This window comes from Pedobacter heparinus DSM 2366, assembly GCF_000023825.1.
GTDB classification, from domain to species: domain Bacteria; phylum Bacteroidota; class Bacteroidia; order Sphingobacteriales; family Sphingobacteriaceae; genus Pedobacter; species Pedobacter heparinus.
This window is the reverse complement of the sequence record NC_013061.1, coordinates 4,754,363-4,771,400: the sequence shown is the minus strand read 5'-3', so window position 1 is coordinate 4,771,400 and position 17,038 is coordinate 4,754,363. Positions and strand designations below refer to the sequence as shown.

Sequence of the window (17,038 nt, the reverse complement as noted above, 5' to 3'; positions counted from 1 at the left end):
ATGCTGATATCGGTTTTTTTATTTTCATGTGAGAAATATCAGATTGATGATCCGGCATTAGAAGTTACGGCTGATAAAACCACGGTTAAGGCTGGCGAGTCTGTTACGTTCAAATTTGAAGGGAGCCCTCAAATGTTGTCCTTTTATTCAGGGGAATTTCTGAAGGACTACAACTATGTTACCAATTCCAGAGCATTAAAAAATTGTTATTTGTCTTTCTCCAGCGCTACAGTAGCCGCTATACGACAGCTCAATCAATTGTCGGTACTGGTGTCTGCTGATTTTGACGGTAAATACGCAATTGACAACATTAAGGCTGCTACCTGGGTAGACATCACCAGGCGCTTTACACTTGCAGCCAGCACTACAGTAACGCCCTCAACGGAAGTTGATATTATGGATCTTGCCGTTACAGGAAAACCATTATATCTGGCCTTTAGATATATTACCAGGCCTCAGACAGAATTTTTAGCCGCCAATGACTGGAATATCACTGCTGTATTGCTGAAAAGTAAATTTGACGATGCAGAGGTTACGCTAATGGACTATGGGTCAGGTAGTAATTTTTCTGTATTTTCTTATGGTAACAAACAAGCGGGCAGATCGCTTGTAAACACGACCACGATTCAGTTCAAAGGAAATGCAACTGCGGAAATTAAGGAGGAATATACAGAAGACTGGGGAATAAGCAGGGCTATCTATATCAACCCTAACGACCTGGGGAAAGATAAAGCAACAGCGCTTAAATTGTTCAGGGAAGCAAAAAAGGAAAGCTACACCTATACCTACAGTAAAGCCGGCACCTATACGGCCACTTTCGTAGCTGAAACCAATAATGTCTATGGAAATAAAAAGGTAGTTAAGCAAATAGAAATTACCGTTACCAATTAGTATGCTTTCACCCCTGACCAAAAGAATGATGAAAACTATTTTTTTAGCGGTTACGCTTTTAATAACGACACTCAGGTTACAGGCACAACCTAAGGTTGATGTAAATAAAGAAATCGAATTTGCCAAAGCACAATATGAATTGATGCTAAAAGCGAATACAGACCTCAGCAGGTTCCCTCAGTCTGTAAAACAAGACGGGACATTGGATACCCGGACATCAGATTGGTGGTGCAGTGGTTTCTTCGGCGGGTCATTATGGTATCTTTATGAATTTACCAGCGACGATAAATGGAAAGTGGCTGCGGATAAATGGACCATGGCTGTAGAAAAAGAAAAATACAATAAGACCACACACGATTTGGGGTTTATGTTGTATTGTTCCTTCGGAAATGGTTATCGTTTAACCAACAATGAGCAATACAAGGACATTATGCTTGTTGGGGCAGAATCGCTGGCTACGCGCTTCAATCCTAAAATTGGGCTGATCAAGTCCTGGGAGGAGTTTAAAGGCTTTGACTATCCTGTGATCATAGACAATATGATGAATCTCGAATTCTTATTGTGGGCAGTTAAAGCATCAGGAAACCGCAAATTTCATGATATAAGTATTACACATGCTGACAATACCCTTAAAAACCATTTTAGAAAAGATTATAGCAGCTATCATGTAGTTTGTTATGATACTGCAGGAAAAGTACTTGCCAGGAAAACCAATCAGGGGGCTGCAGACGAATCTGCCTGGGCCAGAGGGCAGGCATGGGCTGTTTACGGATATACCATGATGTATAGGGAAACTGGAAATAAGAAGTATCTTAACCAGGCTATAAATATTGCAAAGTTTATTGCCAGTCATCCGAACCTTCCATCGGATAAGATCCCCTATTGGGATTTTAACGCACCGGATATACCGAATGAAGAAAGAGACGCGTCAGCAGCGGCCATTACGGCTTCTGCTTTATTGGAATTGTACACCTATACCAACGATAAGGCACAGTTCAGACTGGCAGAAGACATGTTGGCAAGTCTTTCGGGTAAAGTATACACTGCAAGTCCGGGCAAAAACCACAATTTCCTGCTCAAACATTCGGTAGGTTCAAAGCCCTATAAATCAGAGGTAAATACACCCATAATTTACGCAGATTATTATTACCTGGAGGCATTATTAAGGTATAGCAAACTATTGAAATAATTTAAAAAAGAAATCAGATATATGATGCACATCAATCGCAAAGACTTCCTGAAGCAGACGCTTGCTTTCGCCGCTTTCCTGGCTGCCATTCCGGCTTTAGCCAGTTCCAGTAGCAAGAGAAATAAAACGATTCTTTTACGTTCATCGTGGCAAGTCGAAAATATTGGTGATATTGCCCACACACCAGGGGTGCTGGCATTGATTGAGAAATACCTGCCACATGTGGATGTTCGTCTTTGGCCTATGGACGTAGGGGCTGGTGTAGAAGAAATGCTGATGGCCAGGTTTCCTGGATTAAAGATATTAAAATCAGAAAAGGAGCAGCAAAAAGCAATAGCAGAAAGCGATTTTTTTCTTCACGGATCGGGGCCTTCTCTGGTAGGCAGAAAGGAAATGCTCCGTTGGAAAAAAGAAACAGGTAAACCATACGGGATCTACGGAATTACCTTCCCGGGCAATTATGGTTTTCAGGCACAGGATAGAAATTACAATCCCTTGGATTTAGAACTGATCAATCATGCATCTTTTGCATATTTCAGGGACTCCGTATCGCTGGAATTTGCAAAGCAAATAGGTGCAAAATGCCCGGTAATGGGTTTCTGTCCGGATGGTGCTTTTGCGGTAGATGTAAGAAATGATAAAGCTGCTGATTTATTTCTGAAGGAACATGCACTGGAAACAGGAAAATTTGTTTGTGCAATTCCACAGCTCCGTTTTTCTCCATGGTGGGAACTCCCTTCAAAAGACCCTACAGTTAACCAGGAAAAACATGCATGGAACGAAAAGATGAAAGAACATGATAACCTGCCCATTCGAAATGCAATTATTGAAGTGGTAAGGCAAACAGATCTTAAAGTATTGCTTGTTCCTGAAAATGAAACACAGATCCGTATTGGCAAGGAAATGCTTTATGATCCCCTGCCGGAGGACATTAAGCCCCGGGTTGTCTGGCGTGATAAATATTGGCTAACAGATGAAGCGGTTAGTACTTATGCCCGCTCTGCGGGACTATTCGGGCTCGAAATGCATTCACCCATTATGTGCATAGCACTGGGTGTACCGGCTATCGTTTGCCGCTTTACCGAACAAACCTCTAAAGGATTTATGTGGCGGGATATTGGATTAGGCGAGTGGTTATTTGACATGGATACCAAGTCGGATGTCGACCGGATCGTTCCCGCAGTCCTGGAAATGGTGAAAAACCCTAAAGCCGCTAAAGCAAAAGCAATGTCTGCCCTCAGCCGGGTAATTCGATATCAAAAAGACACCATGAAAGTACTGGGAGGGTTTTTGGACCATCCCTCAATGAAAAAATAAATGAAAAGAAAACACTTTATACAAGTAAATCAACTACGTCTGCTGCCAGCCATCAAAATGGTGTTGATTGCCCTGTTTTTAATAGGAAATGTACCTTTGGCCATTAGTCAGAACGCCCCATATCCGCTCAAACCCCTTGATGCCAAACGCATAGCCGAAATTAAAAACATGCTGTCTGAACAGCCCAAGGGATTTGGCGACCCGATCAGTAAGCGCGAAACCTGGGACAAGCTTTTAAAATCAGGCAAATACGAGCGTTTTTTACGTGGAATGAAAAATTATGCCTTCCCGCCCTTTAGCAAAAAGGACTATTTCTCCCTTTCCAATGGAACAGAAACTTCTTCGGGGGCAGGCTTGACCATGATGCGGAAAAGAGCCGAAGGCTTATCCAAAGTGACCTGGGCCGAATGTCTGGAAAACAAGGACCGATATACCGCTCAGGTAGAAGCAGGCTTGCGCGATATTATCAATCAAAAATCATGGGTATCGCCACGCAGCGATCATGGTTTTAAGAACTACAATGGCGTCGCATATTCGGTAGAACTTACCTCTTCCTTATATGCACATACCATTGCCCAAACCCTCTACATGATGGGCGATAAAATCAGCAGTAAATTAAGAACTGAGGCTATAAACGCCTTGTACCTAAAGATTTTTAATCCTGTACTCGAAAAAATAAGAGCACAAAACAAAGAAAACAGTTTTCTGACTGAAACCAATAACTGGAACCATGTTTGCCTGGCTGGACTGGTTGGAGCGGCACTTGCCACCATTGACAACAAAGACGAACGTGCGACTTTTGTTGCGATAGGCGAATATTATTCGAAAAACGGATTGTCAGGTTTTGGTGAAGATGGGTACTGTGGCGAAGGTATTATTTATTACAATTACGGCTTTGGGCATTATGCGATGTTGCGCGAAAGCATTTGGCAGGCTACAGGGGGTAAAGTTGACCTGTTTAGTGATCCGAAGGTCCAGAAAATAGCCAGATATGTACCCAATCTCGAAATTATAAACAACGTGTATCCAGCTTTTTCAGATTGTCGCGAAGGCGCAACGCCTGACACCGAATTGATGTCTTACCTCAGTCGGAGCCTTAAACTGGGGCTGATAAGATACGACACGCTGTCGATTACCGGAAAAACAAGCGATAACCGCCGGACTTTGATGATGGCCTTTCCCAATTCTTCAACCAGCCTGAAGCCGGGAAAGACAGATCGGAAAGACGCTTCTTCGTTGCGTTTCTTTTTCGACCATACGGGCGTATTGGTATGCAGGCCCGCTGCCGGATCTTCTTCCAATATGGGCGTTGTACTTAAAGGCGGCAATAACAACGAATCACATAATCATAATGATATAGGCTCCTATACCGTTGTGCAAGGTAACCAAACTATGGCGGGTGATCCGGGTGTAATACCCTATACCGCTAATATTTTCGATCCTAAATATCGGTATACTTACAAAACAATAAGTTCATTCGGCCATCCCGTTCCCCTTATTGCGGATAGTACGCAGCGACCAGGTGCCCAGGCCCGCTCAAAAACGACACATTCAAACTTTACACCAGAAAAAGATGAGGTTACCTTAGATATCTCATCGGCCTACAATGTACCCGGACTAAAGAAACTGGAACGCACTATGGTTTACAACAGGCAGGGCAGTGGTAGCGTTACTTTTGAAGATGTTTTTGAGTATACCGAAGCCAAAAAGTTTGAAACTGCGGTGGTTACCCGTTCAGTCTGGAAGCAGGTTTCCGATAGCACCCTATTGCTGACCAGGAATGATCAAAAAATGCTGGTCACCTTTTCTTCTCCGGGCAACAAATTATCCCTGAGATCAGAAGAGATCACTGAGGGAGGCCCGGTTTATGCTCGTATTGGGATTTTTATTGACAAGCCAGTAGTGGCGGGTCGCATGATAATCACCTATAAACCGCAAAACTAAGAATTTAAGACATGGATGTTTTTAATGGCGTTAACGCCCTCACTTTAGTTTTTATTGCCTTATTGGTATTTGCCATTGCGTATAGGTTTTACGGGATTTTCCTGGCCAATAAAGTATTAAAGCTCAATGCTGCAAACGTAACCCCTGCAATAGAATTTTCAGATGGAAAAGATTATGTGGCCACCAATAAGAATGTATTGTTTGGCCATCATTTTGCAGCCATAGCAGCTGCCGGACCTTTGGTAGGCCCGGTGCTTGCTGCCCAGTTTGGTTACCTGCCGGGAGCGTTATGGATTTTGATAGGCTGCGTATTGGGCGGTGGGGTGCATGATATGGTGGTGCTCTTTGCATCAGTAAGACATAAAGGAAAAAGCCTGGCTACCATAGCAGGAAAAGAGATCGGTACAGGTACTGGTTTGATAGCAGGGATAGCTATTCTTTTTATCCTTATCCTTACGCTTGCCGGCCTTTCTTTAGCCTGTATCAGCGCCATGCATGAAGCTTCCTGGTCTTTGTTTACTGTTATAGCAACCATGCCCATTGCCCTGATCATGGGGTTGATCATGCGCTATCGGAAAGACAGCGTTACCCTGGCCAGTATTTTTGGAGGGATTATGCTAATTGCTTCCATAATTGGAGGCCATGAGCTGATGCAGATTCCCGCCATCAGTAATATTTTCCATTGGAAGATTGCAACCATATCTATCGCCATAACAGTATACGGCTTTCTGGCATCCGTATTACCTGTCTGGTTATTATTGGTCCCAAGGGATTACCTGTCTACCTATTTAAAGATAGGAACGATCCTCATGCTGACAGTAGGAGTGATCTTTGTACACCCAACACTGCAAATGCCTGCACTTACCCGTTTTGTGAGCGGTGGCGGTCCGGTTATTGGCGGGCCTGTATTGCCCTTTATTTTTATCGTAATTGCCTGCGGAGCGATCTCTGGTTTTCACGCCATTATTGCTACAGGAACAACTCCAAAAATGCTGACCAATGAAAAGGAGATTCTTTTTGTTGGCTACGGCGCCATGCTGGTAGAAGGCTTCGTGGCTTTGATGGCTTTAATCGCAGCCTGTACATTGCTTCCGGGAGATTATTTCGCCATCAATACCCCAAAAGAGATGTACGAAAGCTTTATTGCGCAAAATCCGGACCTAAAGGCAATAGACCTGGCCTATTTTAGTGAAAAGATCGGGGTAGAGCTGCAGGGAAGGACAGGAGGGGCAGTATCCCTTGCAGTAGGTATGGCCCATATATTTAATAAAATACCGTATATGGACGATGTAATGGCCTACTGGTACAATTTCGCCATCATGTTTGAAGCGGTGTTTATACTGACAGCTATTGATGCAGGCACAAGGGTCGGCAGGTTCTTCCTGCAGGAGATGATAGGGAGGGTCATCCCCAAATTCAATGACAAGAACTGGATGCCGGGGCTCATCATCAGCAGTTTGCTGTTCACGTTTTCCTGGGGCTACCTGGTGTATACAGGGAACGTAAGCAGTATCTGGCCCTTATTTGGGATCAGCAACCAATTGCTGGCAGCCTGCGGCCTGATTGTTTGTACCACCATGCTCATCCGTATGAACAGGAAAAAATACGCCCTTTGTGCTGCTATACCCGGGGTGTTCATGGTCCTCATCACCTTCTGGGCGGGCTATGAGCAGGTGCTGAATATGTACCTGCCCAAGGGCCAATATCTGCTGGCTTTCCTGGCCTGCATAGCCATGGTACTGATGTTCATCGTGTTTGTGAACACTTTTAAAAGATGGTACCAATTGTCAAAAATGAAAGCAGATCAGTTGGATTATTATGGTGATACCGTTAAAGAGTTAGTAGAGAGATGAACTTAACATTTACCAAGCAACTAAAAATGCCTTTGCTGGCATTTATGTTTTTATGGATGGGCGTTTTACATGTTCAAGCGCAATTGACACATCCGGGGATACTGTTCAACGCTGCTGGCCTGGCCAGGTTAAAGACCTATGCAAATACGGAACGGCAGCCATGGGCAGCGACATATGCTAAATTACTTGCCTATAACGATATAAACTATGTGCAGGAACCTGCTTATGCCATTGTTAATAGAGAGTTCGCAGGGGCAACCAGTACTGAGTCAAGGGCAATGTCTGCCCAAAGTCAGAGAGCTTACAGGTGTGCAATTTTGTGGGTCATTACTGGAAATCAAATATATGCAGATAAAGCTAAAACAATATTGAACTCGTGGTCAGGTACCCTGGATAGTATTACCGGAGGCGCTGCCAAGTTATGTGCGGCCTGGTATGGTTTTGGTTTTGTTAATGCTGCGGAAATTCTGCGTTATACAAACTCAGGCTGGAGTACGACAGATATACAGCGCGCGGAATCTATGTTCAGGTATAAATTTTATCCGGTAATTGAACCTTTCCAGGGGGGATGGGCGGGGAATTGGGATACCGCCATTTGTAAAACTATGATGGGAATAGGAGTTTTTATAAATGACGTTGCCATTTACACCAGAGGGCGCAATTATTTGTGGTCAACCACCGAAACCGCTTCAGGAACACTGAACAATTACATTTACCCTACTACCGGCCAGTGTTTTGAAAGCGGTCGCGATCAGGAGCATACCCAAATGGGCATAGGGGGCTTAGCGGAAGCATGCGAAATAGGGTATAACCAAGGTACGGATCTTTATGGTTTGTTTTCAAACAGGTTACTGTTAGGAACCGAATATACCGCTAAATATAATTTAGGGTATAGCGTACCCTATACAACAAATCATTATGGATCTGTGATTTCTCCTGATTTAAGGGGAGAGTTTCTTCCGTTTTATGAATTGGTTTACAATCATTATGTAAACAGAAAAGGGATGTCCGGAGAGCCGGTTAAATTTACCAAAATGGTTGTGGAAAAAATAAGGCAAGACAATGGAGGAGAAAATGGTACTGCGATATTATCAGGATACGGATCATTGTTGTTTAATGAATATGTATTTAAATATGTTCCTGCTGCGGGTGACTATCGGACAACAGGATTGAGTAGCAGTATGGGTACCCCATCACAGTTTGAAGTTTTTACGAACGGAGATTGGGTAACAGCAACAACTGCCCTTGGATTAACAACTAATTTGTTGGTAAGAAATGGGCAAAGTGCATTGGCAGCAGGTACTAGAAATTTAAAGAACCTGATAGTTGGAGAGGGGGACGGAGCTGTTTTAAGGGCACAGGTCAATGCAGGTACAGTATCGGCATTAAACATTGTAGAGCCAGGTAATTTAAGCAGTATTCCTGCGCTATCTTTCGTTAACGGTGGACAAGCTACAGGCTCTACCAGTGCCGTTGCAACGATTACAAGCGTAAAAGTAACAGGTGCAGATATAAAAAACCGGGGTTCTGGCTATACTAATGCCGGTGTTACTTTTAGCGGTGGTGGCGGAAGCGGAGCCACGGCTACTGCAATAGTGAGTAATGGTAAAATTATGGATATTGTGATCACCAATTCAGGATCTGGCTATACATCCATACCAACTGTGTCTGTTACAGGAAATGGTACAGGAGCAGCTGTTTCGGCAAAAGTTGGTATTACAGAGATAAGCATTAGTAGCGGAGGGACCGGTTATACCAAAGCGCCAGCAGTGATAGCAGGAACCTTTCTGAGAGTGAATGACGGAATTGCTCTAGGTGTATCAAATGATGTATCTTTTCAAAGAGGATCATCTGTGTATAGCGGGGGAGCCTCTTCGGCCGTTACAGGTACATTGAATATCAGCGGCAACCTGATAGCAGAAGATACTGTTAATTTTATCTCTGTAGCTCACGATAATACCATTTCATCACTTACAGTAAATTTTAAAAAATCTACCGTAGATAATATCGGTTTCATAGGCGGAAATGTTACTTTTAGCGCACTGGGTGTTGAAGCTGCGAATACCCTTAAATTGAAGTTAGGTGCCGTAATGAATGTTGCAGATGCTATTGGTCTAAACAGTACTGGTATAATTGATGCAACTAATGGCACTATAGGTTTTGTAAATATCTCTCCTTCTATATCGATAGCAAGAACCATCGCAGCCAATACTTTTAAAGATGCAACTGTCAATAAAATGGTAGTCAATTCAGCCGCCGGTGTTACGCTGAACCAGGGGCTGACGATAACAAAACTGGATATGCAGAAAGGATTGCTGAATATTCCGGAAACTTCAGAGATTACTGTTTCAAGTGTTTCAGGCGGAAGCAACACTTCCTATATCAACACCATGTCGTCAGCAAGTTCCGGTGCAATTGCGAAAGTTAAAGTAACCGGATTAACAACTGCTCAGGGAGATATTCCTTTAGGAAATGGCGGAAATTATCTGCCTGTACGGATTACCCCACCTGCAGAAACTGCATTTAACTTTACAATGAGTGTACTTACAGGCCTTACAGCTAATGGTTTGCCAGATGGCGGTGTAGTTGCAGACAAGAGCCAGTTTGTAAATGCGTCATACCATGTTATCCGTACAAGCGGAACAGGAGATTATACGTTTCGTGTTGGCTTTCCTGCAAGTCTGAAAGGCAGTGCTTTTACCCCATCATCTCCTTTCGGTATTTCAAAATATAATGGAAACAGTTGGTTACCTGTTATAGGCAGTGGTAATTATGCACTAAATACCGCTACCGCTACTTTTAATACCAATGGCTTACGCCACCGGATACAGATTGGTGGGGCTCAGCCATTGAATTTAACAGGTACCAATGCCAGCGGCTATACAGAACGCAAGGCGATTAACTTAATCGAGCCGGAAGATTTACTGAAGATCAAGGCAACCAATATCCTATCTCCAAACGGTGATGGGGTGAATGACAAATGGGTGGTGGATAATATTGATTTTTATCCAAATAACGAGGTGAAGATCTTTGAGCGTACGGGCAGATTAATGTATAGTAAAAAAGCTTATGACAATAGTTGGGAAGGTACCTTAAATGGTGTGCCGCTGGCTGAAGGAACTTATTACTATATCATAAATTTTGGAACAAGCAGGCCAAGTTTAAGCGGTTTCATTACCATTACCAGACCAGAGTAAAAATTGTTGTTGTAGATGCCGGTGGTTAATGCCTTCCAGGGCATATCCTTAAAAACACAGCTTATGAAAGACGTTTTAAATGGATTTGCTAAGATGTGTATGAATGATGATTGAGCTGTCGCCGGGAATGATGTATTCCAGATTGCCATTTGCTACGGTACTAGCTTTCAGTGGTTCTTTCTGTCCTTTAAGCAATATTTGAAATTCCGGGATTTTCTTTGAAGCTGTTTTTACCAGCATCATCCGGCAGCTGATCCGCTTATCTCCAAGGATCTTAAAGCTGATGTTTTTGCCTTTTCTGGCATTAAATCCTGAGGTTGGGTAGTCGGTGTAAATCATGAATGGCAGGCCTGGTATTTGCAGGTAATGCCGTGGCATAATTCCAAATGCGTTACCTGCCCCGTATACTTCCTGGCCAACAGTTCCGGATTTCAGCCAGCCATCCTGCAGGTCTTCCAGTGCAATCCATAGCTTGGGGTCAACTTCACCGATTTTGGGTTTTACTTCTAGCATGTCTGCGGGCAGCATAGTAGGATAATAATATACAGCACGGTCTACCAGGTAGCGGATGTATTCGGCAATGAGCAGTTTTACAGAAGGTAGAATGTCTACATCTTCAGCATGCTTCAGGTAATCGTGAAAGGCGCAAAAAACTTCCTGTTCTTCGTAAACGGCTGTATAAGGTGCGTCGTTGAGCGGATAAAGGGAAAAGAATTTCGGAAAGTTTTTTCCGTATCCGTAATTACAGTCCCAGAGCTGCACATTCCGGAATATGCCTGCCAGGCACATGTAACTCAGTTCCAGGTATAGTTCATTTTTAGTGATTTTATACAACCGGAATAGTGCTCCCGAAGAGAATGCGGTATTGTTGGCCTGGTAAAAGATCTTAAAACCAAGGCCCTGCAGGGTTTTTGCAGCTTTTTCGGCTTCTTTTAAATAACGTTGTTCAGCGGTTAGTTCCCAGGCCTGGAGCATCACATGCGCATAAATACCGGCTACATCTTTTTCTCCGCCCTTTCCTTCAGCAGTTTCTGCTTTAACCACCTCAAGGGTATCCATCTTGTAAAACACCGGCCATTGGTATTTAAAATGGTGTGCTACCCTGATGGCAAAATCAAGGGAATCCAGGAAAAGCTGCGTAGCCATTTTATCTCCCTTCAAAGCTAATCTGGACAGGTTAAGCAAAGGGTGATGAAGGTACCAGGAATCCATCACCTTGGGAACTTTTTGTTCTTCTTCGCCTTTGAGTTTGTCTTCTGCTGCCGGAAGCCAGCGCATGATGGTGCCCAGCTTTTTGTCATAAAAAGAGGGAAGTCCCGCTTTAATCGTTTTCATAACCTCAAGCTCTTTCTCACTCCACTCTACATAGTCCAGCAAGGGAAGCAAAACAGCAAGTTGTACCATGATTTCGGGTGGGGTTTCATAATCGCTTACATAAGCATTGAAATATTTGTGTCCGTTTACCTGCGACCAGCAGCCTGGGCTGTCGATAAGATCTTTTAAACCCTTGTCCAGTATGTCGGGCCAGTGTTTGTATGCTGTTTGCGGTTTTGGGAGCAGCAGGTATATCCTGGCCAGCAAATCCAGGTAAAGGCGTATCATGTCTGGTTCTTTTTCCGGTACTTCTTCGCTAAAAGCGATGAAAGCATCGGCAAGGATGACTTCCTTGCCCTTAGGTAATGGCTTTTTTGAAGGTGGCAGGGAAAATCCCAGTTCCGGCCATTCGCCACCAACGGTGTCGCCTAAGGAGGTTTCGGTTTGTTCAGCATATTCCGATAAGGCAGTCAGGTTTTGCAGGTAGAGCAGGGTAGCAGATTTTGGCCGGATCTGGCTCAAATAAAGAAATCCTGTGCGGGTACCAAACTGGCCTGCATGGATCTTTCCTTCGGTTTGTTCGGGATTATTGTTTTTTCCATTAAACAAAATGTCTTTTGGCCAGCTGGGCATCATCAAATCTTTAACTGGGATCAGGCTGTTGGTATAACGCAGTACGGGTGATCCTTCGCTTTGGTCTACGCTGATGGTAACCTTTTGTTGGCCGATGGCTGATTTAAGTTTCAAATCAATCCCTTGCCGGGGATTTTGTTTGCTTTTTACTACTTCCAGGTTGCTACCGGGGCTATAGGCTGCACGAAAGGAGACGCGTCCTCCATTAGGAAGTTCAGTTTGGATCCAGATGGAATCATTGGTGGCAATCACTTTAAAATTAAAGGGATCTGCATGAAGTTCAAATCGTACTGAGGAATTGCCGGCCAGTTCAGCGCTTGCCGATACGGCCCATGGTGATAATGCGTTCATATCAAGTACCTTTGAGAAATTTATTCATAGTTGCTCTTTTTGCTCTTTAACCAGTCAGCTGCGCAATAACCATCAGTATTTAAGATTTGTTTGAACTTTTTTGTTTTTTCCCATTTGTAGCAAAAGTGACAGGTTTTGTCACTTTATAGTCCAGCTATTGATGCTTTAACTAAATTGATTTTTTTTGTTAAAATGTAAGTTTAACCTTACCTAGATGAAGAAAATAGCGATAAACGTACCTCCTAATTTAGCTGAGGCTTTTGAAAACGCTGACGGAGAAAGTAAAAGGAAAGCTGAGCTTTTTATTAATGCCTGGTTAACGGACTTTTTTAGCAAACAGACGGCTAACGATAGATTATTTGATATCATGAAGAAAGCTACTAAGGAAGCCAGTGCAGCTGATTCAATAGTAGCGATTAATTTTTCAGAGTGGTTTGTTTCGACGGCATCTTTTTTACACCCTGTCACGATGGTAAATGGATAATTGCAATTAAATAAGAGCCTTTAGCCCTGGCTATTTTAGGCCTTAACTTTAGCTCTTTTTATGGTACTTGATAGATGCTTGTAATGTTCAGTTACTTCCGGCATTTGATCGTCTACAGTAGAAAATAGAATCTTGTGTGCCTCGTGCATAATTTTAACTTTCAAAAGCAATTCCTCTTTTTTCGAATTTAGTTCACCAAGCTTAGCATTCAATTCTGAAACCATAATTTGGGCTGCATATTTAGTATACACCTGAAGTGATACACCATACAATTGCAGGGCCTCTTCTAATGTAAAATCACCATCTTTTACAGTTTGGCTGATCACCAGACATTTTCGTTCCATTTGCTTGTGTGCATTTGGCTGTAACTCATCTGCAGTATAACCTTCTTCTTTAAATTTTGAGTTATTGATTAACATATGATATAAAGTTAAGCAATTGTTCTTGATTTTTCAAATCCAAGCCCCCATGCCATTCACTACCTCTAAGAATGGGTTTCATAAAGTCAAATTCTGCCCATTTATAAATTGGAAAGGCCTTTCCGCCTGGATTGCCTGTATAATAATTGGTGTAAATTCTATGAATAGCAGCAAATTCCATGGTACTTAATCTTCGCTTTGCAGTGGTTAAAATATCACGCATTTCTAACCTGTTGGTTGCCGTAAAAAAATGTCTTGCCCAAGCATATCCGCCATCAGTTAAAGCAGCATGAATTAGTATCTTATTAACGGCCATATTGATGTATTGTTTCAAACTGGCAAATAATATTGCTTTTGAAATACCCTTTCTTCTATCTTTTTCCGGTATCCTGAAAAAATCATGATTTATCAGAAGTTCCCCGCGTTTCCAATATAATTTACGGGAAAATGCCAGGCCTTGTGTATCATCTTGAGCTAGCTGATCGTAATACTGTAAAATCATTTCCGGCTCAAGACCGTCTTTAAGATAAATTTCTTTATATAGGGGTGGTGTACAGACCTTACTTAGCACCTCATTTATATCTGCAGCCCACTTTAATAAGTTGAGGTTCTTAAAATGTTGGTTAATAAAATCCGCACAGGACTTATCATCTAAATTAATTTTAAATCCCAGCTTCCTGACCTGTTTTATTTCATCAGGATTGTTTAATGTGTTTCTGACTGTGGTATCAATATGGTTTAGTTGGTATTGCTAATTTAAATATAATTTGTGTGCAAAACACACTTTTAAGAAAATAATATAATTTTTAATAAAAAAATGTTAAAAGATAAATAAGTTGTTTTTGTAATTATAATGTGTAATGCGCTGGATTGCCCTATTGAGGCCGCCCTCGGTTGCAGTGTATTATTAATAGGATTTTCATTCGGGTATCCAAGGCCTCTCAAAGGCCTTGCGTAGGACAGTCATGGCCTTTGGAAGGCCTTGCTGATCCGGGTATGGGGCGATTGTTCAGATCGGTAGAACAGCAGGCCATCACTCTGTGAACTACAAATGGCAATTATCATAAACCTTATAAAAAACAAAAGACTATGGCAAAATTAAAGAAAGGGATTTTCGGCCCTTTATCCGGAAAACTGGGCGCAATAGTAGGGGCCACCTGGATGGGGATCCCCTACATCCGTCAGGCACCCAAACAAAAAACTGATCCTGCCCCGCGGTCGGCCGCCAGGCTTGCCAATGAGGAAAAGATGAAGTTTGTAAACAACCTGCTGGTGCCCTTCCATCCTTATGTAAATATCGGCTTTGCCAACCTTGCCATTGCCAAAACGGCTTTAAATGCAGCTTATTCGCGCAATTTTCATCAGGCTGTAACCGGTGTGTATCCCAATTTGGGGGTAGATTATACCAAAATGGTGATCAGTGCCGGGGATTTGCCGGGCTTAAATGATCCGGTGATGGCCTTAACGGCCCCCGATGTGATGGTTACATCGACCAGAGCAGCTGTTTGCTGGTGCTGTTTAGCATGATCTGCTTTATGTTGGTTACGGGATTATGCTGGTGGTTGCTGCAGCGGTTTTGGCTGAGTTTGTGGAAGAGTAGGGGGTAACATTTTTTAATGTTGGTTGATATAAACCAAAATTAACAACTGTATTATGAAAAATCATCTTCTACTTTCTGCCCTTACGCTCCTGCTATTGTCTTTTGGCAGCTGTAAAAAAAATAATACCGGTGCTCCGGAGCCCCCAACAACAGATCCTGTAGTTTCGGATGCAGATTTTGCGAAAAACTTTGGCGATGCGGCTTCCAGGAGCTTCATCGTTGAAGTTTTCGATGCAACAAATAACCCTGTAAATGGGGCTGATGTTAAAATTGGCAGTATTACTGCACAGACTGATGCCAAAGGTGTAGCTGTGATTAAAAATGCTGCTGTTTTTGAGCGATTTGCTTATGCAACGGTAAAGAAAGCCGGTTACATAGACGGTTCAAGGGCCTTATCGCCAGCAGCAGGAACCAGTAGCATTAAAATAAAGCTGTTTTCGGATAAAGTTACGGCTACTGTAAATTCCGGTGCAGTTAGCAATGTGAGTTTGCCTAATGGTGTGAAGATTACATTTGACGGCAATTTTAAAACAGAAACCGGAACCCCATACACCGGGCAGGTAAATGTAATTTTAAATGGTTTAGAGGCTTCGGATCCGGATTTGTTTAGGAAAATGCCAGGAATGCTGTTTGCCCGCAATGCTGCTGGTGATGCCAGATTGCTGGAAACTTATGGAATGTTGAATGTGGAACTGAGGGGAAGTGCGGGACAAAAGTTGCAAATTGCCAATAAGGCCCAGATAGAGATGAATATTACCAGCGCCCAGTTGAGCACTGCAGCTGCAACCATGCCGCTTTGGCATTTTGATGAGGCACTGGGTTATTGGAAAGAGGAGGGCCTGGCCAATAGGGTTGGAAATAAATATGTTGGAGAGGTTGCCCATTTCTCGTGGTGGAATTTTGATGCGCCAATCCAGTCTCCAATTGTACAGCTGCAGATTAAACTTGTGGATGCGAATGCCCATCCCTTGGCAAATGTTAAAACGGTATTGTTCAGACAAGGTGGTTCTGCTTCAATAGCTTCCGAAACAGCGGTGAACGGAACTGCAAATGGCCCTGTGCCAGCCAACGAGGTTTTTACTTTAAAAGCTTATGATGCTTGTGGCAATGTGGTTTGTACGCAGAATATAGGCCCTTTTACGGTAAATACGACTTTGCCTGATATTGTGCTGAATATGCCTGCAACGCAGTATACTACGATTAGCGGTACTTTAAAAAAATGCGACAATACAAATGTTACCAATGGGTATGTTGTAGTTAATTATGGTCAGCAGACTTTTGCTACCTTGGTGATGAACGGTGCTTTCAGCTTTCAGACTATAATATGCGGGTCGAATGGGATGACCATAATTGCTGAAGATGCGGACAGTCATCAGAATACTGGTACATTGAATTATACTTTGAGCTCACCGGTAACCAATATTGGCAATATACTGGCCTGTAATACCAGTTCGGAATCTATTAGCTATAGCATTGATGGGGGAGCACCGAAAATCATAACGGTAAATATAAATGCCTCATCCTCTTCCGGTGCATTTACGATCAGCGGCGGCAGTCCGGTTCAAATGAATGATATTTCTATCACCGGTAATACTTCAATGCCTGGCATTTATAGCTCTGCATCGGGAATACAGATTATTGGCAACGGATTGACTACCAGTCTGGGTTCGGCACTTAACCAGTTTGCGATCACTTATAACTTGGCGAATGTAGGTGGCGTAGGACAATATATTGATGTTAGTTTTAGCGGAACTTATCAGGAAGTGGTTATGACAGGGATGAGCCAGGGATACAATTTATCGCACACGATTTCGGGTACAGCGCATGTGTTAAGGGATAATTGAGG

General features: G+C 42.9%; 12 protein-coding genes. 9 read left to right on the top strand and 3 right to left on the bottom strand.

What is annotated here, in order from left to right; all coding sequences use genetic code 11:
• From PHEP_RS19770 to PHEP_RS21780, 6 genes are read left to right on the top strand one after another with little or no spacing between them, the layout of a single operon-like run.
• Window positions 1–891: a DUF5017 domain-containing protein gene (locus tag PHEP_RS19770; RefSeq protein WP_162141673.1), complete on the top strand. Its 891-nt coding sequence runs from the start codon at window positions 1–3 to the stop codon at window positions 889–891.
• 25 nt (window positions 892–916) lie between these two features.
• Window positions 917–2,080 carry a glycoside hydrolase family 88 protein gene (locus tag PHEP_RS19765; RefSeq protein ID WP_036675292.1) on the top strand — a complete coding sequence of 388 codons (1,164 nt, stop codon included), beginning with the start codon at window positions 917–919 and terminating at the stop codon, window positions 2,078–2,080.
• Between the two features lie 21 nt (window positions 2,081–2,101).
• Complete coding sequence (locus tag PHEP_RS19760) at window positions 2,102–3,397, top strand: polysaccharide pyruvyl transferase family protein (RefSeq protein WP_015809761.1); 1,296 nt, start codon at window positions 2,102–2,104, stop codon at window positions 3,395–3,397.
• Window positions 3,398–5,341, top strand: coding sequence for a heparinase II/III family protein (locus PHEP_RS19755; RefSeq protein ID WP_015809760.1), 1,944 nt, complete (start codon window positions 3,398–3,400; stop codon window positions 5,339–5,341).
• Window positions 5,342–5,352: 11 nt separating this feature from the next.
• A complete protein-coding gene (locus PHEP_RS19750) occupies window positions 5,353–7,194 on the top strand; it encodes a carbon starvation CstA family protein (protein WP_015809759.1) in 1,842 nt (613 codons plus the stop codon).
• Window positions 7,191–10,391: a T9SS type B sorting domain-containing protein gene (locus PHEP_RS21780; protein WP_015809758.1), complete on the top strand. Its 3,201-nt coding sequence runs from the start codon at window positions 7,191–7,193 to the stop codon at window positions 10,389–10,391. The genes PHEP_RS19750 and PHEP_RS21780 overlap by 4 nt, the downstream gene beginning before the upstream one ends.
• A 75-nt stretch (window positions 10,392–10,466) precedes the next feature.
• On the opposite strand, the gene PHEP_RS19740 is transcribed toward PHEP_RS21780, so the two are convergent.
• Entirely contained in the window at window positions 10,467–12,689 is a 2,223-nt protein-coding gene (locus PHEP_RS19740) for a glycoside hydrolase family 88 protein (RefSeq protein ID WP_015809757.1), read from the bottom strand.
• A 214-nt stretch (window positions 12,690–12,903) separates the two neighbouring features.
• On the opposite strand from PHEP_RS19740, the gene PHEP_RS19735 reads away from it, so the two are divergent.
• The gene (locus PHEP_RS19735) at window positions 12,904–13,173 is read left to right on the top strand and encodes a hypothetical protein (RefSeq protein ID WP_015809756.1); all 270 of its coding nucleotides are present in this window, start codon (window positions 12,904–12,906) and stop codon (window positions 13,171–13,173) included.
• A 35-nt stretch (window positions 13,174–13,208) separates the two neighbouring features.
• Here the strand turns inward: PHEP_RS19735 and PHEP_RS19730 are convergent, their stop codons facing one another.
• Window positions 13,209–13,592, bottom strand: coding sequence for a hypothetical protein (locus tag PHEP_RS19730; RefSeq protein WP_015809755.1), 384 nt, complete (start codon window positions 13,590–13,592; stop codon window positions 13,209–13,211).
• The gene (locus tag PHEP_RS19725; RefSeq protein ID WP_143715782.1) at window positions 13,579–14,163 is read right to left on the bottom strand and encodes a hypothetical protein; all 585 of its coding nucleotides are present in this window, start codon (window positions 14,161–14,163) and stop codon (window positions 13,579–13,581) included. Before PHEP_RS19725 ends, PHEP_RS19730 begins: the two co-directional genes overlap by 14 nt.
• 518 nt (window positions 14,164–14,681) lie before the next feature.
• On the opposite strand from PHEP_RS19725, the gene PHEP_RS19720 reads away from it, so the two are divergent.
• Together PHEP_RS19720 and PHEP_RS19715 are read left to right on the top strand one after the other, a co-directional pair.
• Window positions 14,682–15,119 carry a DUF6266 family protein gene (locus PHEP_RS19720; RefSeq protein ID WP_015809753.1) on the top strand — a complete coding sequence of 146 codons (438 nt, stop codon included), beginning with the start codon at window positions 14,682–14,684 and terminating at the stop codon, window positions 15,117–15,119.
• Between the two features lie 126 nt (window positions 15,120–15,245).
• Complete coding sequence (locus tag PHEP_RS19715) at window positions 15,246–17,036, top strand: hypothetical protein (RefSeq protein ID WP_015809752.1); 1,791 nt, start codon at window positions 15,246–15,248, stop codon at window positions 17,034–17,036.
• The last annotated feature ends 2 nt before the right edge of the window (window positions 17,037–17,038 follow it).